The organism is Bacillus sp. B-jedd (genome assembly GCF_000821085.1).
Classification (GTDB): domain Bacteria; phylum Bacillota; class Bacilli; order Bacillales; family Cytobacillaceae; genus Bacillus_D.
Map to the genome: position 1 here is coordinate 2,692,490 of NZ_CCXR01000001.1, position 18,713 is coordinate 2,711,202.

The 18,713-nt window shown below is 44.1% G+C and carries 14 protein-coding genes; 1 reads left to right on the forward strand and 13 read right to left on the reverse strand.

Annotated elements, in window-relative coordinates; translation table 11 throughout:
- Positions 1-94: 94 nt before the first annotated feature.
- The 12 genes from hrcA to gpr form a co-directional block, all read right to left on the reverse strand.
- Complete coding sequence (hrcA, locus tag BN1002_RS13385; protein WP_048825613.1) at positions 95-1,126, reverse strand: heat-inducible transcriptional repressor HrcA; 1,032 nt, start codon at positions 1,124-1,126, stop codon at positions 95-97.
- 108 nt (positions 1,127-1,234) lie between these two features.
- On the reverse strand, positions 1,235-2,371 hold the full coding sequence (hemW, locus tag BN1002_RS13390) for a radical SAM family heme chaperone HemW (protein WP_048827945.1): 1,137 nt from the start codon (positions 2,369-2,371) through the stop codon (positions 1,235-1,237).
- Positions 2,372-2,503: 132 nt separating this feature from the next.
- Entirely contained in the window at positions 2,504-3,763 is a 1,260-nt protein-coding gene (locus BN1002_RS13395; protein WP_048825614.1) for an MFS transporter, read from the reverse strand.
- A 268-nt stretch (positions 3,764-4,031) separates the two neighbouring features.
- A complete protein-coding gene (locus tag BN1002_RS13400) occupies positions 4,032-4,745 on the reverse strand; it encodes a response regulator transcription factor (protein ID WP_082036239.1) in 714 nt (237 codons plus the stop codon).
- Positions 4,742-7,393, reverse strand: a complete 2,652-nt coding sequence (locus BN1002_RS13405; protein WP_048825616.1) for a sensor histidine kinase — start codon at positions 7,391-7,393, stop codon at positions 4,742-4,744. The genes BN1002_RS13400 and BN1002_RS13405 overlap by 4 nt, the downstream gene beginning before the upstream one ends.
- 99 nt (positions 7,394-7,492) lie before the next feature.
- Entirely contained in the window at positions 7,493-8,431 is a 939-nt protein-coding gene (arcC, locus tag BN1002_RS13410; protein ID WP_048825618.1) for a carbamate kinase, read from the reverse strand.
- A 96-nt stretch (positions 8,432-8,527) separates the two neighbouring features.
- A complete protein-coding gene (locus BN1002_RS13415; RefSeq protein WP_048825620.1) occupies positions 8,528-9,802 on the reverse strand; it encodes a YlbE family protein in 1,275 nt (424 codons plus the stop codon).
- A 109-nt stretch (positions 9,803-9,911) separates the two neighbouring features.
- Complete coding sequence (gene fdrA, locus BN1002_RS13420) at positions 9,912-11,672, reverse strand: acyl-CoA synthetase FdrA (RefSeq protein WP_048825621.1); 1,761 nt, start codon at positions 11,670-11,672, stop codon at positions 9,912-9,914.
- Positions 11,673-11,988: 316 nt separating this feature from the next.
- Positions 11,989-13,827, reverse strand: coding sequence for a translation elongation factor 4 (gene lepA, locus BN1002_RS13425; RefSeq protein ID WP_048825623.1), 1,839 nt, complete (start codon positions 13,825-13,827; stop codon positions 11,989-11,991).
- Positions 13,828-14,157: 330 nt separating this feature from the next.
- Positions 14,158-14,487: a DUF3679 domain-containing protein gene (locus BN1002_RS13430; RefSeq protein WP_048825624.1), complete on the reverse strand. Its 330-nt coding sequence runs from the start codon at positions 14,485-14,487 to the stop codon at positions 14,158-14,160.
- Positions 14,488-14,502: 15 nt separating this feature from the next.
- Positions 14,503-15,687, reverse strand: coding sequence for a stage II sporulation protein P (spoIIP, locus tag BN1002_RS13435; protein ID WP_048825626.1), 1,185 nt, complete (start codon positions 15,685-15,687; stop codon positions 14,503-14,505).
- A gap of 187 nt (positions 15,688-15,874) precedes the next feature.
- Positions 15,875-16,999 carry a GPR endopeptidase gene (gene gpr / locus BN1002_RS13440; protein ID WP_048825627.1) on the reverse strand — a complete coding sequence of 375 codons (1,125 nt, stop codon included), beginning with the start codon at positions 16,997-16,999 and terminating at the stop codon, positions 15,875-15,877.
- Positions 17,000-17,238: 239 nt separating this feature from the next.
- Between gpr and rpsT the strand changes: the two genes are divergently transcribed.
- Positions 17,239-17,499, forward strand: coding sequence for a 30S ribosomal protein S20 (gene rpsT, locus BN1002_RS13445; protein WP_048825628.1), 261 nt, complete (start codon positions 17,239-17,241; stop codon positions 17,497-17,499).
- Positions 17,500-17,551: 52 nt separating this feature from the next.
- On the opposite strand, the gene holA is transcribed toward rpsT, so the two are convergent.
- On the reverse strand, positions 17,552-18,571 hold the full coding sequence (holA, locus tag BN1002_RS13450; RefSeq protein WP_048825630.1) for a DNA polymerase III subunit delta: 1,020 nt from the start codon (positions 18,569-18,571) through the stop codon (positions 17,552-17,554).
- Positions 18,572-18,713 lie beyond the last annotated feature (142 nt).

An 18,713-nucleotide genomic window follows, 5' to 3' on the forward strand; every position in this document is an offset into this window, starting at 1 on the left:
TCACCTCCCTTAAAGGCTCATTCCATTACAATCCTTTAAAAAGCCAATAAAAAGAGCGGGATAAGGCATCCGCCCACATTCAATATTTCCACAGCTATTTCATTTGATACAGTTTTGTCAGGACAGTTGATAAGTCTCTGCTCATTATCTGCAGCAGGCTTACAACCCGTGAATATTCCATCCTGGTCGGCCCAAGAATTCCGATGCTTCCAAGCTTCTCATCGCCCATCGCATATGTGGCCGTTATTAGGCTGCAATTCTCCATAGCCCGGTTATCATTTTCACGGCCAATCCTGATCGTGATTCCTGCCGGACTATTCTTAATTAACTCGTAGACTGGCTGTTCCTGCTCAATCATTGAAAGCAGGCTGCGAATCTTGGAAATATCATTGAATTCCGGCTGGCTAAGAATATTGGTTTTCCCTCCGAAAAACAGCTTTTCACTAACCGGCATATTCAGCGTTTCCGATAACATATGGAGCATAATATCATAGTTGCTGATATGCTGGCGGAGTAAAACAGCCACTTCCTTATAGAGCTTATCCCGCAAATCGAGGAGCGGGATGCCTGATAACCTTTCATTCAGGATGTTGACCATTTTTTCAAGATCCCCGGCATCCATTGAAACCGGCAGCTGGATTGTCTTATTTTCAACATGCCCAGTATCAGTGACAATGATGGCGATGGCCGTTTCCTTATTAAGTGGGACAATCTGAATCTTCCTCAGCCTGTTTTCCTCAACGGCCGGTCCCAGCATGATGGATGTATAGCTCGTCATTTCCGAAAGGATCATCGCCGAGCGCTGAATGATTTTTTCGAATTCAAAAATTCTTTCGGCAAAAATCGATTTTATTTTCGCGAGTTCCTTTGCATCTATTTTTTCCGGGGCAAGAAGATGGTCAACATAATAACGGTACCCCTTTTCGGAAGGAATCCTCCCAGAAGATGTATGGGTTTTTTCTATGAACCCAAGGTCTTCAAGATCCGCCATTTCATTCCGAATTGTGGCGGAGCTGAATGAAATACTTCCTTGCTTTGACAAACTCCGCGAACCGACAGGTTGTGCAGACCTGATAAATTCATCAACTATGACCTGCAGAATAAGTAATTGGCGATCAGTCAGCAACGTTCATCACCTCTGTTAGCACTCATTTATCCCGAGTGCTAATTCTACTAATAAAGTATCAAAACCGGCCCGGTCGTGTCAATGATTACGATTGAAAATCGGCATATGTTAATTCATTAAAAAAGATTGAAAAACCTCATTTCCAAGTAGCATTCCTTTTCTAGTCAACCGAATGCTGCCGCCTGAAGCTTCGATTAAGCCTTTTTTCGACAAATGTTCCAGCTGCTCGGAAAAAATCGATTCCAGCGGCACACTGAATTTCTCTTCAAAATGGCCAAATCTCACGCCTTCAGTCTTCCTCAATCCAAGAAACATTTCTTCCTCCATTGCCTCTTCCTTTGTTACTCTATTCTCTTCCAGAATTGGAAATTCACCCGTTGCTACTTTGGATAAATACTTGTTAAGCGGTCCTATATTCGAGCGGCGGACTCCTTTGAGATAGCTGTGCGCTCCGGCTCCAAAACCGTAATATTCGCTGTTATCCCAATAAGCTAGATTATGCTTGCTTTCAAACCCTCTTTTTGCAAAATTGCTGATTTCATACTGTAGCAAGCCGTGTTTCTGCATTTCATCCATAAGCAATTCATACATGGCTGCTTCGGCATCCTCACCTGGCAGAGGGAGTTTCCCTTTTTTCATCAAATTGTAAAAGACTGTTTTTGGTTCGATGATGAGTGAGTAACCGGAGTAATGGGGAAGGTCCAATGATAAGGCCTTTAGAAGTGTATCCTTAAAATCGTCCATTGTTTGTCCCGGAAGGGCATATATAAGGTCGATTGAGACATTTTCAAACCCAGCCTTTTTTGCATCTTCAACTGTTTTGTAAACATCCCTTGCCCTGTGGCTCCGTCCAATCCTCTCCAACAGACTGTCATTAAAGGACTGGACACCCAAGCTGAGCCTGTTTACTCCGATGCTTTTTAAAATCTCCAGCTTCGCGGGGGTGAGATCGCCCGGATTTCCTTCAAAGGTATATTCGGCCTCTGCGTCTATGTTAAAACTTTCCCCTATGATTTCCCCGAGTCTTTCCAACTGAATCTCATTGAGTGCTGTTGGGGTGCCCCCTCCGACGAAGATGCTCCCTAATTTACCCGAAGGTGCATGTTCCAGGGTAAGATGGATTTCTTCCCGGAGTGCTTCCAGGTATTCATCAACAGGCTGTCCCTTTAGAAAAAATTTATTAAAATCGCAATAATGGCAAATATGCCGGCAAAATGGAATATGGATATAAGCCGCATTCGGCATTGATTGATTCATTGCTTCACTTCCTGATTTTTAGACATATTAAACCATTATACTACCAGGCAGCTAAAAAAATAAGAAGCAGGAAACATTCCGTTTCCCGCTTCTTTATGAAACATATTTTTTTAGGGCAGATTATTTTGCAACTGCGCCTTCAACGTTAGGCCTGTTATCTTCCTTAATGAACATAACAGAAATCAGTGCGACTAAGAGAAGGACGCCCGCAAAATAGAAGCCGGCATTCAAAGTGCCTGTTTTGTCTGTTAGCCAACCTGTGATGTAAGGAGCCAGGATGGATCCGCACATGCCGATGAAGTTGTACACTCCAAATGCTGTACCTAATGCGTGCTTAGGTGCATTGTCAGCAACGACTGCAACAAGGACAGGGTTTGTGCTGATTTTACCAAAGATACCATAGCCGATAAGGGCTGCATAAAGGACATACATGCTGTCGAATGCAACGATTGAAACGATAGCAATTATTGATAGTGGAATCATGATCAACAGGACAGGACGTCGTTTACCCATTCTGTCTGCAACCCAGCTGAACAGAATTGAACCTGGGATTGCTGCCCAAGGAACCAATGATGAGACAACTGCAACTTCTGTTCCTTCAATTCCGCGTGCATGCTGCAGGTAGTAAGGAATCCAAGTAACAACTACGAAGAAAGCGTAAATCGCACAGAAAATTGTAATGTAAGCAAAGATAAGGTTTTTGCTGAAGAGGTCTTTCGCTCTTAACTTTTGGCCGCCATTTTCAGATGCCTTCTGTTGAGCTGTTTTTGGTTTATCCTTAATGACCCACCACATTGCAAGTCCAATCAATACTACTGGAATAGCAATAACATAGAAAGGTGTTCTCCAGCTCATTCCAAGCGTATCAACTGTGTAACTCGAGATAAAATATCCGAGGGACAAACCGAACGCCATACCGCTGTTGATAATAGCGCTTCCGACAGTAATATGCTTTGCCGGAATAGCTTCAGATGAAAGGCCGTACTGTGGACCGTAATAGAAACCTTGGAAAATACCAACCAATAGCCATGCAAACATGAAAAGCGCGAAAGATGGCATGAATCCAGTAACAGCTGCAAGGATACCGAACATGATAAATCCTGGTATCAATACTTTTTTCTTACCGATTTTATCTCCAAGAATACCTGAAGGGACGTTCATACCTGCGTATCCAATGAAGAAGATACTGCTGATTAATCCAAGCTGTGCTCCGGATAAATTAAATTCCTGCTCAATATTCCCCATAATCGGGTTCAAAATCGCACGTGTAGCATAAAGTGCAATCCATCCCAAGAAGAATACTGTAACAATTTTAATCCAATAGGGAATTCCCTTTTGGGAGGCTTCCGGTGCCTCATTTTGTTTTACTGCTTTTTCCATTTTGCCTTCCTCCTGACATACTTTGTGGCGAATAGCCAGTTAAAAATAATTAGTGCGTTGTTTCATTAACAATATAAGATAAACTGCATTGCAGACGAATAAAAATTGTAAGCCATTACATTGCAAAAAGATTAAAAGTCGTTAAAAATTTCACTTTCACAGGTATTAATAACCATTGCTATCAAGTCCACCATTCCAGATCGGCATTAAAATACTGTTAAAGGAAGAAAATCCCGCTCACCTAAAAGGTAAACGGGATTTTCTTTCGTTATTCAACTGGCACGCTCCTTAACATATAGCCGAGGCCAGGATAAGTGGCGATATATTCTTCCTTAACGGAAAGCGCATCTTTCAATTTTCTGCGGATTCTGGCAATGCCTACCCGGAGGTAATCGATATCATCCCTATACTGTGGTCCCCATACTTCCGACAGGATTGTTTCGTGGGGCACAACCTTATCTAAGTTAAGAGCTAAAATTTCCATTACAGAATACTCAGTGTGTGTAAGTTTAAATTCCTTTTCATTAATCCAGCAGCGGCTGCTTCCCATATCGATAGTGAGCTCGCCTGTGCGGACAACAGACTTTTGGTTCGTTTTGGGTTCTGAATGCGCCGTGTGGCTTCTCCTGAGGACTGCGTTCACTCTCGCAAATAGTTCATCCAGGGAAAAAGGCTTTGTAAGATAATCATCGGCACCTACATTAAGGCCCTGCACTTTATCTTTCGGGTTGCTTCTCGCTGTCAGCATAATAACCGGCACATCCGAGAATTTCCGAAGCTTTTCAAGGACATAAAATCCATCCTGCCCCGGCATCATTATATCGAGTAAAATCAAATCAGGTGAAAACAGATCGTATTTTTCAAACAGTTCATCCCCGGAACTCGCAGTGGTTACCTCATAACCGATTGATTTAAGGTTGGCCGATACGAAGCGAAGGATTTTCATTTCATCGTCGACTACGCAAATCTTCTGGTTTTTCAAATTTGTTCCTCCCCTTTCCTATCTGGAAAATATAAGGTGAATTTACTTCCCATGCCAAGTTCGCTCACTACTTTGATCCTGCCCTCATGGGCTTCCATAATCCCGGCACAAATGGCAAGTCCCAGGCCTGTGCCGCCAGTTCTTCTCGTGGCTGTAACATCAACCTGATAAAAGCGGTTAAAGATTTTTTCAAGATGGTCTTCGGAAATGCCGATTCCATTATCGGTAACCGAAATGGTTGTATAACCATTTTCCTCTTCAAGGAAAATATCGACTCTTTTAGGATGTGAATCATTGTAGCGAAGCGCATTTGTAATTAAATTGATCAGCACTTGCTGGACACGCATTTTATCCGCATAGATGGTATAACCTTCCTCAAGATGATTATGAAATTCCATTATGGCGTCTTCTTTAAGCGTTTTAGGTATCGATTCCATAGAAAGTTCGATTACATGGTCTGCCCGTATTGTATTTGGCTCTACATACATTGCGCCCGAATCGATTTTTGAAATATCCAGCCAATCATTGACCAAGTGCTGGATCCGCTCTATATCCTCGTGGACCCCTTCCAGCAGTTCCTGCTCAAATTCAGGCTCCCACTCAACTTCCGAGCGCAGCAAAGTTTCAACGCTTCCCTTAATAGTTGTAATCGGGGTTTTAAATTCATGGGAAGTAAGTGAAATCAAGTTATTTTTAAGTGTATCAATCTCTTCTTCTTTTGTAATATCCCTAAGGACAAGTCCCTCGCCAATTCTTTCATCATCTAGGACAACAGTGAAATTGTGAAGCAAATAATATTTCGGCTTTTTACTTGTTTGTCTGTATTGAAGCTTCAGTTCGTCTCTCTGGTCGCTAAAAAACTCATTCAGCTCTTCCTTATCTACATCAAACAGCTGCAAGAACCTTCTGTATACATCATCAAGGCTGGCAAGTTCAGTTGTTTTCCGTGGAGGAATGGCTTCATCATCGTCATCCTCATCATCAACCGCAACTACCTTCAGGAAAAACTCGTTGACATACTCTACCTCTTTTTGATTGTTGAGCATGATCAGGCCCTCAGACATACTTTCTAGAACAGCCTCGAGAACCGCATGTTTATTCCTGGTTCTTTCAAACAAAAACTTATTTTGGAGCATGACAGCAAGAGAGCCAGCAAATGTGCGGAGGAACTCCTGATCGCTGACTGAAATCGTCTGCTGTTCCGACAAATCGACAACGAGGAATCCTCTATTATTCTTTTCGATTTGGATAGGTTCCATATATTGCTGTTCGCCCTTCATTTGCTCATTTAAATACTGCATCAGGTTTTGATTTGTATAAATCGTCCTATTTGTGACGGCCAGGTCATTGAAACACACATGGATGGAATAATCCATAAACTGTTCAATCTCCTGCAGGCAATATTGAATGAATTGGGCCAGGTCCTTATCAGTGGAAACCGATGTAATCAATTTATTGACCGCTTTAAGCTCTGAGTTCTTTTTCTCGAGGATCGCTGTCCTTTCCTGGACCCTTGCTTCAAGGTCTTTATTCAGTTCCATTAAGCCAGACCGGTTTTTGTCAACCTCATCAATCATATGGTTGAAATAATAAAATAGCTCTTCCATTTCCTTCGGCCCCTGTATCTTATGAGGCTTGGAGCGTATTTCTTTAAAGCCCTTCGTATACTCCTTTATATAGCCGAGGAGTTGTTGAATGGACCTTTCCAGCCTATTGGTCATCAACAGGCTTACCCCCACCATAACAGCAGCAGTCAGCAGCAGGAATATCAGGATGGTCATAAGCGCATTCTTATATGTTTTTGTAATGGCGTCAGTCGGTTTTGCAACCCAGACAGTCCAATCGAGCGGTGGCACTTTTTCGTATGTGATATAAATATCTTCATTTGGATTCTTAAGTTTAAAAAAGCTGCTGCCCCTGTCTTTATCACGGGCATCTATATAACGGGCAATCTCAGATTGTGAAAGATTGACCAGTTCCCTTCGAGTATCAAAGTGAGGGTGCACAACAACATTCTTTTCTTGGTCTATGACTACCGCATAGCCTTCCTCACCAAAATTCCTTCTCTGGATATGTTCTCCAAGTGCATTCAAATCCAATGCGCCGAGTACATAGCCAATCATTTCTCCCTTTTCGTCTACTAACGGAGAAACAATCGTTACTAATAATATATCCGTTCCGCCCCTTCCGTGGAAGACGGGCGAGACTACTGTATCCTTCGTCTTTAATAATTCCTTATAATACGAACGGTCGCTGAAGTTCAAGTTTTGGCGGCGGGCCCCGTCAGTATAAACTTCAGGGTAAAAGAGGATCGATTGCCCCCTTTTATCGCCCACATATAAATTAACAAATCCGGGATAGTTCGCTTTAATATCCTTCAGCTGTTTTTGGATAATATCCAAATCATTGTTTTCAAAAAGACGGCCGGCATTGAGAGCCTCAGTCTGAATGACCTTTTTATGCTCGGAAATATAATTGCTAATATAATCAGCTAGATATTTTGTTGTCGTTGCCTGGCTTTTTTGGTTTTCTTCCACTAGGGAGGATAACTGATAAATTTGAAAAATGCCTAAAAAGGCTATTGAAAAAAATGTGATTAATAAAAATGAATAAATAAGTTCCTTTTTAAATGAACGGGCTTCCTTCATCTTTCCCCTCCTCCCGGCAACGAATATAAAAAGGGTATCCGCCCTTGCATAAGTGTAACCTTTAGCGAAGGCAGATACCATGTTATTTTGGAAGTTTGCTTATTTTGTAAAATGCGTGCCGGCTTTTCCTTCCATCGCAAGGTCTGCCTGGTCAAGCGAGCAAATGATCGCCCGGCCGCCCTGTTCTGCGAATCTAATGGCTGCTTCCACTTTTGGTCCCATGCTTCCTGCGGAGAATTGTCCTTCTTCCACATATTTATATGCTTCTTCAAGAGTGACATGAGTCAATGCTTTCTGATCCGGCTTGCCATAGTTCACATACACATTTTGCACATCTGTCAGAACCATGAATACATCGGACTTTACCTCTTCAGCAAGCCTGAAGCCGCTCCGGTCCTTATCAATTACAGCTTCAATGCCAGTAAGTGTGCCATCTTCATTTTGGACAACAGGAATACCACCGCCGCCTGCTGCAATAACAATTACACGCTCATCAGTAAGCTTTTTAATGAGATCCGATCCAAGAATCGATTGTGGCATAGGGGAAGCAACCACACGCCTCCAGCCGCGGCCGGCGTCCTCTGCGACGACCCAATTCTTTTCTTCTGCCAATTTTTTAGCTTCTTCTTCGCTAAAGAATACACCAATCGGCTTTGTAGGATCTTCAAATGCTGGATCTTCTTTTGAAACAACTGTTTGCGTCAGCATGCTGACAACTTGATTGTCGAGACCAAGCTTCTTCAATTCATTTTTCAGCGTCTGGTCCATCATGTAGCCAATGAAGCCTTGTGATTCAGCGCTGCAAACATCAAGAGGGAATGGAGGGACAACGTCTTTTGCTTCTTCATTCTGGCGAAGGATGTTTCCAACCTGCGGACCATTTCCATGTGTGACAATGACTGTATGGCCGTTTTTAACAATACGGGCAATGATTTCACTGCTCTTGCGTACATTTTCAAGCTGGTTTTCAAAAGTGGCTTCCTGTTTAGGCTGTAGAATGGCGTTTCCGCCCAATGCGATGACTACCTTTTGAGACATATTATATTTTCCTCCGTTTGTTGGTTGATAATAAAGGAAAAGAGGAATATTTTTGTGATATTCCTCTGGATCCAGTTGTATTTATGGCTTTATTGCTTAAGCTTGAGGCTCGATTAGGCCTAACTTCACAGCGTAAGCATCGAGAGCTTTTTCAAAGCATTCCTTTGGAGCGCGGACAGTACCTGCTCCTACTTGGCCAACGCCGGCTTTCTTATGGGCAATACCAGTGTTGATGACTGGCTCAATGCCAGTTTCGACTACCTTTCTTGCATCGATTCCAAGGCATGCACCCTGGAAATCCCAAGTTGGAATTGTAAAGTTGCTGTTTTGGTCAATACAGATTTCCATCATTTCGTTGCTTGTTGCCAAAGCATCCTTAAAGCCGCCGGCACCAACAAAGCGCGTAACGCCAGGAGCCGCGATCATGGCCATGCCGCCTACACCGAAAGCTTCAGTAATCGCGCTGTCGCCAATATCAGGGTTGGCATCTTCTTGGGAATATCCAGTAAAGAATAGTCCTTGCGGAGTATTAACTGGGGCAGTGAACCACTGATCACCCATGCCGCTGATGCGGATTCCGAAATCCTTCCCATTACGGGTCATTGCAGTTACAACTGTGCCGTGCTCGATTTTTCTTGCTCCATCAAGAACCGCCTTGCTTGTCGCCATGGCAATGTTCAGGAAGAACTGGTCAGTATCGGCAAGGAACTTGATTACATCTTTCTTTTCGTTCTCATCGATATCAAGCTGTACGATGTATGGGCTGATTTCCTTCAGGAAGATCAGGGATGCCGCGATGTTGCGCTGGTGGAATTCGTCACCCATTGTAATAGCTTTAGCAATCATTACATTGATGTTAAGGCCATCGTCTGTCAGCTTCAATGCTTTTGCAATTGTTGGGGCAAGTACGTCCCTCATCCATTTCAGACGGTTAATGACCTCATCGGAATAAGCGCCGAAACGAAGAACTGCTCCAATTCCTTCGTTCATTGTGCAGTATGCTTCATTGCCTTCTGAACGGTTTTCAACAACGAGAACCGGCATGTTTGCAGACGTGATGCCGCCCATTGGACCAACCGCGTTCACATGATGGCAAGGGATAAATTTAACTTCGCCATTTTCAAGAGCGCGCCTTGCTTCTTCTTCTGTTTCAGCCCAGCCCTCGAAAAGGTATGCGCCGACACAGGAGCCCTGCATTGGACCGGTCATATCTTCGAACTTGATTGGCGGACCTGCATGGAGCAAGACTTTGCCTTCGGTCAGTTCCTTGATTTTTTCTTTTGCCGGAACGACATCGACAAGAAATGGTGCTGATCCCGAAATCTTATCAATTACCGCCCTGTTTGCTTCATCAATTGTTTTGAATTGCATTAGTAATCCTCCCCGACTATTTTATGGTACGCTGCTAAACTTACCCGTAGATATCCGCACAAGAAACCCTGTGCGGATACCACTTCAGGCAAAATAACTTTATCTTTTACTAGCCTCTGTAGTTATTCAACAGGTTCAATACTTTTCTCATTCTTTCATTTCCACCTGCGATTGGCCTCCAGTCAAACTGGACAACGCGGCCTCCGAAATCTGTGATGGAATCTGTAAAGCTCTTCAGGCCAACGTTAATGACGCTAGGCTTGTTGTTTACAAGTGCTTCCATTTCTTTTGAAACTTCGAAGTTGTATTCCTTATTCGACATTGGAGCATCGACATGGCCTTTTTCCACGTCATTGACTTTCAGGCCGATAATTGAAAGCGCAGTGCGTACTGCCTGGTTGTTGCTGTCTTTAATGATGATTCCAGCTTCAGCAAGTTTTTTCTTTTGGCCTTGATAATCCTGTGGGTCATTTTCCGTTCCACATACGGAGGCAATCACATAAATCTTACGGCCCTGCTCTTCTGCATGGGCAACAGCCTTTTTAATGGATGGCAGAAGCGCGCTCGCCATATCATCGTGTGAACCGTAACCAAGTACGAAATCAAGAAGAATAACAGCTGTATGGTCATCATTTGCAGCTTCTTCAATGAATTTCGCTCTTGTTTCAGGATCGATCATTGGGTGTGGCTTTCCTTGTGTATATTTATCATCACCCAGGTCAACAACTACCTGGTGGTCAGTTTTAAGGACATAGCCATCTTCATTTTTAATGTTCGTGTCAAGTCCAAGAGCGTCAGAAATTAATACTGCAGCCTCGGATGCGAGTGTACCGCCAGAGAATAGTCCCTTAATTGCTTTTTGCTCAGGTTTCAGGTCAACATTCTCTACTTCATAAAAGCCGGCATTATAATCAGGCTTGATTTCATTTCCTTTTGCAAGGTCAACAGCAATGCGCGCTGTTTCTTCAAGAGTATAAGCCTGATATACATTTCCTTCATATTGAGTTGGCTTTTCGCCAAGGAAAATAGCGACAACCGGCTTGGAAACTGCATGGAGAAGTTCGACAACCTCGTTGCGGACTTCTTTTGCAGGCGGCTTGGAGATTACACAGATGACTTCTGTCTGCCTGTGGCTTTCCAAAGCACGGATTCCATCCATCATTGTGATTGCGCCTACTGGTTCTTTCAGGTCACGTCCACCTGTGCCGATCGCATGGCTTACACCTTCGCCAAGGCGGTCGATGATTGCAGTTACTTCCTGGATTCCTGTTCCGGAAGCTCCGACAATCCCGATTTTCCCTTTATTGACTACGTTCGCGAAAGCGATTGGGATACCATCAAGGATTCCAGTTCCACAGTCAGGGCCCATTACTAGAAGGCCTTTTTCGTGCGCCTTTTTCTTAAGACGGACTTCGTCTTCAATGGATACGTTGTCACTGAAAATGAACGGGTGGAGACCAAGGTCTAGTGCCTTCTCAGCTTCTTCAGCTGCATATGTCCCTGGTACGGAAATCAATGCAACAGTTGCGTCTGGCATAGATTTTACTGCTTTATCCCAAGTTCTTACCGTTTCAAATTCTTCACCAGAGCTTTTTGTTGCCTGGTTTTGCAGGTATTCATCAACTTTTACGAGAACCTCATCAATCAGCTTTTCGTTGTCTGTGTCAATGACAATCGCCATGTCATTTGGCTGTGCCGCTTCAAGTTCTTCAGTATATAGTCCGGCTGCTTTATAAATATCTTTGTTGGCAGGTGTGCCCATCATGATTTGAGCTTTGTTCACACCTTCGGTTGCGGAGATCGCATTGGTCAACAGCATCAGGTTGATTGAGTCTTGATAGGAATTCTTTTTAATAATCGTAAAAATCACTTTACTATCACCCCGGTTTTAGATTTTTTTGCTGAAATGTCCTAAATGGGCGGATTTGGCAATAAAAATAGTCTGCCAAGCCTGCCCCAGGTTCCAATAGCAGTATAATCCTTCCAGTATTACAATCGAATAAAATTGGAAAGGGTTACATTACAAAATAATTAAAGTTTCCCTTTTTTCTATAAATTTTGTGTGAAGATGCTGCTATTTAATAATCCAACCCTAAGATATAGCCGATTAAACTACCATTTTTTGTTGTCGCCGAGAGCAAAAGAGGCGGGAACCCGGCTGATACCGATTTCCCGCCTCTAACGTATTATTTTTTCGAACTGTTATTGTCATCCATTTTAAGGACCGCCATGAAAGCTTCCTGAGGGACTTCGACGGATCCTACTTGTTTCATCCGCTTTTTTCCTTCTTTTTGCTTTTCAAGCAGCTTGCGTTTCCTCGAAATATCCCCGCCATAACATTTGGCAAGGACGTTTTTCCGGATTGCTTTAATTGTTGAACGAGCAACAATCTTCTGTCCCACTGCAGCTTGAATTGGCACTTCAAATTGCTGCCTTGGAATGAGGTCTTTCAGCTTTTCTACGATTGTCTTACCCCGGTCATAGGCAAAATCTTTATGGACAATAAAGCTAAGTGCATCCACTTTTTCAGCATTCAGGAGGATATCCATTTTGACAAGCTTTGATGGCTTGTAGCCAATCAATTCATAGTCGAATGATGCGTATCCTCTCGTATTCGATTTCAATTGGTCAAAGAAATCATATACGATTTCAGCGAGCGGAACTTCATAAACAATGCTGACACGCTTTTCGTCAAGATATTGCATATCAATGAAAATACCGCGCTTGTTCTGGCACAGTTCCATGATCGCGCCGACATATTCATTCGGTGCCATCATCGTTGCTTTTACATACGGTTCTTCGACATGGTCAATCTTTTGCTGGTCCGGCATGTCGGAAGGGTTGTCCACCTTCAGGTCGGTTCCGTCCGTCATGAGCACATGGTAAATAACGCTTGGGGCTGTAGTAATCAAATCAATTTTAAATTCCCGTTCAATCCGTTCCTGAATGATTTCCATATGCAAAAGACCCAAAAATCCAGCTCGGAAGCCAAATCCGAGCGCCTGTGAAGTCTCTGGTTCATATTGAAGGGCAGCATCGTTCAGCTGAAGCTTTTCAAGTGCTTCCCTCAAATCATTGAACTTGGCGGAATCAATCGGATAAAGCCCGCAATATACCATTGGGTTCAATTTCCGGTATCCTGGCAAAGGCTCGCTTACTCCGCCTTTGGCATTTGTTATGGTATCACCAACGCGGGTATCGCCAACATTCTTTATTGATGCCGTCAAGAAACCAACATCTCCAACGGTCAACTCCTCGCGGGGAACTGCTTTAGGTGCGAAAACGCCAACCTCGTTAACTTCGAATTCCTTGCCGGTTGCCATCATTTTGATTTTATCGCCGACTTTGACAGTTCCTTCCACAACCCTGATATAAGCAACGACGCCGCGGTAGGCATCATAAATCGAGTCGAATATAAGAGCCTTCAAAGGACCCTCGGGATCCCCGGTAGGGGCTGGAACTTGCTTGACAACCTGCTCAAGAATGTCCTCAATTCCGATTCCCGCCTTCGCAGAAGCAAGAACTGCTTCGGAAGCATCGAGGCCGATCACATCCTCAATTTCATTGCGGACTCGTTCGGGATCAGCGCTCGGCAGATCGATTTTATTGATGACCGGTAAAATTTCAAGATCATTATCAAGGGCAAGATAAACGTTCGCGAGCGTCTGGGCTTCAATGCCCTGCGCCGCGTCCACTACCAAAATCGCACCCTCACAAGCAGCAAGGCTTCGTGAAACTTCATAGGTGAAGTCTACGTGTCCTGGTGTATCTATGAGGTGAAAAGTGTACTCCTCGCCATCTCTTGCCTTGTATTTCAGCTGAACAGCATTAAGCTTGATCGTTATACCGCGTTCACGCTCCAGGTCCATGGAATCAAGCAGCTGGTCTTTCATCTCCCTGGAAGTCAATGCATTCGTCTTTTCAAGAATCCGATCGGCAAGTGTCGACTTGCCGTGGTCTATGTGGGCAATGATCGAAAAGTTCCTGATTTTCGATTGCCTCTCTAATCTTTCTTCTTTATTCAATAGGGTTCACTCCTGTTATACGCACATGTAGACTATTTTTGATTATATCAGCACAAAAATCAAGATTCAATATTTAAAGTGGAGGCGGATTGGTCAGGGGCTTATGACCCCGAGCCCCTAGCCGCCGCAGCTGGATAGATTAAAAGCGAAGGCGGCCGTTTAGACCCTTATGGAGTGGAGGGAAGCAACTGCCTGATTAACTCCCCTGCAGCTTTGCGACGAGCTGAACAAAGCTTCCTTGAGTTTGCTGTGGCGCAGGAGCTCTTCCCGAGATAAAGGGAACACGATGAAAAACGAAAATCCGGCGCTTGTGGCCGGATTTGGTGTGGATTAATTTTGCAAAAGGTCGATCAGTCCTCTGGCTGCTCCCGATACCATGGATCCGAATGCCTTTCCAACTGATGAAAAGAAATTATATGTTCCCGATTCTTCCAATTCTTTTTTCTTTTCTTCTACTTTGCCTTTATTTATTTCGCTCCCCATGACAGAGACACTTATTTCACCGGCTTCCCCCTTGTTCAGTGAGACCGCCTCCTTGAAACCAGGATCATCATAACCTTTCATACGGCTTATTCCGTCATTCGCCACCTGCATCCCGCCTAGAGCGAGGATGAACATGGCTGAGGCAAGCAGAAGGCTTTTCAGCATAAATAGCTTCAAGGTAAGCACCTCCCTCTATTTGTTATCGGTTGGCTGGCTGATCGGGTTATCCACGCTTTCAGCGTCCCAGAAATAATCTGCAAAAACATCAGCCAACGCATCAGCAGAGCGGTTTAATTCTTCAAAAGTATTATCGACTCCGCCAAATTCTATCAGTAAGGCATTTCCTGATAAATCCTGGTTGAATTTGCCGTTGGTATCTGCCCCGGCTTTTAATATTATTCCTCTGCTCAAGCCCGGGTAATTTTTCTCAAGCTTCTGATGGATTTTTTTAGCCAGCTTTAGATTTTTCTCGTAATTTGGATTTTCCCCACCGATAACAAACGCCAGTTTAGCATAACTCTTTCCGTTAATAACTTTTGTAGTATTTTTCTTTCTTTTCGAATCCCGGTGGACATCAATAAAATAAAGAAGTTCTTTGTTTCCTGCCATTGCTTCTTTGACAACATTCCTCGATTCCATATAGGAGCTTCCAAACTTTAGCCCTTTGTTCACTAGATTTTTATTGATATCGGTTTTATCGACATAAGTCCCGACCCCACGAGCTTCAAGGCTTTTCTTTAACTGGTCCCCTATTTTCATTACATTTATTTTTGAGTGGTAGGCCCGGTTCGGGTCGGTCACTCCCTTCAGATAGGGAAGATAGGATTCGGTATTATGTGAAAAATAGACGAAAACACCTTCCTTCCATCTTGCCGGCGGTGTGCCATTGTTGTCCTTCGGATCAGGGATGTCATTCAGGTTCTGAAGGGCCGCCTCCCTTTCCGCCATCATGATTTCAAGTGGCGGGGCGGATTCAATCGGCATGTTCGTGTAGTTGGTTCCTTCCCCAGCTACAATGATCCGGCTATCGAAAAGGTAAAATCCTGGAAGCTCCCTTCCAAGCAGGCTTCTTGGGTCATCAAGATTGATGTTGGCAAACAGGCCAAGAAAAAGATTTGTGATTTTCGGGCTTACTTCCTTTCTAGTCCATTCAGTAAAATAGTGATTTTCCCAGCCAATGAATTGATAAAGAAGTTCTCCTTTAATTTTTTCAGAAGAATGGTTTAATGTGATGGTAGAAATGCTATAGCCCGGTTTAAAAGAAGCTAAAAGGCCGCTTACCGAGAAGGTGCAGACCAGTAGCAAACCCATAAGGGCTGCTGCTTTTGCCAGGCTTGTCCCTGATATAATCAGAGCCGAATTCACCCTATTTTTCATGTTCCACCTCCAAGGCACTCATCAACAATCGGAACATGTCCGTTGTTCTAGTAAATCATATGAGTTCGCTAGAAATGGTAGAACCTTAAATTGCAGGTGGAAGCTTTACAGCTCCGGGGGGCGGCTGAAAATAATCCTTGCCAATACCCAGGTTCGATTAGGGAAGCACTGGTACCGTCCCTTAGACTCAGCGAGTGTAATAGCCGGCGTTGTCCTGGTCAATGTTGGTGTGCAGGGAAGCGTTTAACCCGTTTGCAATTAGGTTGGCCATGTCTTCGATGAAGACGTCGACTTCTTTGGGTGTAACCATGAGGTTGTGGCCGAGCGGGGCCAAGACTTCATGGATAAGCTGGCGTTTCTCTTCCTCTTCCAATGTTCCGATGATACCGAGAAATGTTTTGCGCTGTTCTTCATCGGGCAGATCTTCCTCGGTCAGTTTTCTTTTTTTGCCAAATGTCATTCCGGCTGGAACAAGTGACCTTGAGGGCTTTCCGCCTTCTTTCAATTCCTTTCCGAAATGCTTTAAGACGAAATCTATCGCGTCGCTCGTAATGGAAACGGCGTCAACAACAGTCGGGACCCCGATAGCGATTACAGGAATCCCAAGCGTATCTTTACTTAATTCCTTCCGCTTATTTCCTACACCTGAACCTGGATGGATGCCTGTGTCGGAAATCTGGATTGTTGCATTTACTCGCTCTATTGACCTTGAAGCCAACGCATCAACGGCAATGACAAATCCTGGTTTCGTTTCTTCTACGACACCGTATATGATATCGCTCGTCTCGATGCCAGTCAGACCCATCACTCCCGGGGCAAGCGCACTGACAGATCGGTAGCCCTCCTTGACATTTTCCGGCTGGAGTGTGAATAAATGCCTCGTGACAAGAAGATTTTCGCAAACGATCGGACCCAGTGCGTCAGGTGTCACATTCCAGTTCCCAAGCCCGACGACAAGGCAGGATTCTTCCTTTCCGATACCCGCGCTTTCTAGAAAGCCCGCAAACTCCTTGGCAAAAACATTTCCCACCTTTTGCTGAAGATCAGTATCCTGCTGCCTAATGCCCGCAACCTCTATCGTCAAGTACCGGCCCGCTTTCTTTCCCAACGTTGTTTCGCCTTCATCGGTCACTTCCACGAGTGACACCTTCATTCCGTCCACTTCTTTTTCTTTTATGATAACCCCTTCAATTTGGGATACATTCTGTTCCTGCCCGATTGTCCCCTGCCGCCCGGCAATTGCCATTTCCCTCGCTTCGACTGCAAGGTCCGTACGGACAGAATAGCTGCTTAGGTCGATTGCTTTATCCACTTTCGGATACCTCCCATTCCTGTTTCGAATTCGATTGACAAAACTATTCCCTAGCATTTCCCAAAACCATTCCGGGCATTCAGGCTGTCAAGGGAAACAGTTTTACACAATTTCAGTGTGGAGTATTGCATTATGGGCGGCCGTTTGATAAAATATCTTTTGTTCCTATATATGTTTATGTGGAAGTGAAACTCGAGTTCATAGAAGTGTCTCGGTTCTTTTTTTAGGAGGTGAATGGAATGCCAAACATTAAATCTGCAATTAAGCGCGTAAAAACAAACCAAGCCAACAATGCTCAAAATACAGCTGTGAAGTCTTCAATGCGTACTGCTGTTAAAAAAGCTGAAGCTGCTGTAGCTGTGAACGATGCAGCTGCTGCGAAAGAAGTTTTTGCTGAAGCTGTAAGCAAGCTTGATAAAGCTTCATCTAAAGGCCTTATCCATAAAAATGCTGCAGCCCGCAAAAAATCACGCCTAGCGAAGAAAATTAACGCTCTATAAGAGTTAAGCCTGCTCCCATTCGGAAGCAGGCTTTTTTTTGCATTCATTTTTTTCAGGATGTCTTGCCAAGTTTCATCAGGAACATTTCAACGAGCAGCGATTTATCCGCGCCGCCGGTTTTCATCTGGTAGTCAGCTTCAGCAATTTGGCCAATCAGGTTCGCAAGCTCTCCATCTGAAAACTTTGATGCCAATCCGGCCGCCATTTTCACCCTATAAGGATGGACTTTGACAATACCTGCAATTTGCTGCTGACCGTACCCTTTCCTGCTTAACTCTTTAATTTGGTAAATGAGCCGGAATTGCCCTGCGAGCAGAGCAAGGATTTTTATTGGCTCTTCGTTCTGTTTTAGCAGGTCGTAATAAATTCGCAGAGCTTCCGCAGGCCTGCGCTGGACAACCTTATCAGTCAGGCTGAAAATATTTTGCTCCAATGATTTAGGAATGAGACGCTCTGCCGTTTGAACATCGATCCTTCCACCCGGCCCGGCAAATAGAGCCAGCTTATCCAACTCATTGGAAAGCATGAATAAATTGCTCCCCGCCAGGGCAACGACCATATCCACCGCTTCCCGGTCGAGTTCAATGCCTCTCTGTTTCGCATGGCCATCAACCCATGACTTCAACTCCGCATCATTCAGCTTTTTCATCTCAGCAACATTCGCGCGGCGCTTTAATTCCTTTGTAACCTTTTTCCGTTCATCCAGCTTTTCATATGGAGCGAAGAAAACGACGATGGAATACGGGGCCGGTTCCTTCAGGTAAGATTCCAGCCTGGCCAGATTATGGATGACTTTATCCTTTTGTTTTTCAGCAGTCAAAAAAACAGGATTTTGGATAAAAATAACCTTGTTATCACCCATAAACGGAAAAGTCTCCGCATCTTCCAGAGCACTCTCTATTGGTGTTTCTTCCATATCGTATGTGGAAAAGTTAAAATCCCTTTCATCGCCGAGCACATTTTCAAGCAGCAGCTGACCGGTTTCCTTCATTAGGAAGGATTCCGTCCCGTACAGTAAATAGACAGGTGAAAATTGTTTGTTTTTTATTTGCTTCCATAAATCAATCGCCATTTTTTCCCCAACCCAATTCTCTTTTTGTGATATCTCTATCCTAAAGAAGCACGTCCAATTTTACAAGCATCCAAAGGGAACCGGGCAGCATATCCCGATTCCCATTTTATATGAACGCCAGCCTGATGAGTCCCGGGCCTTA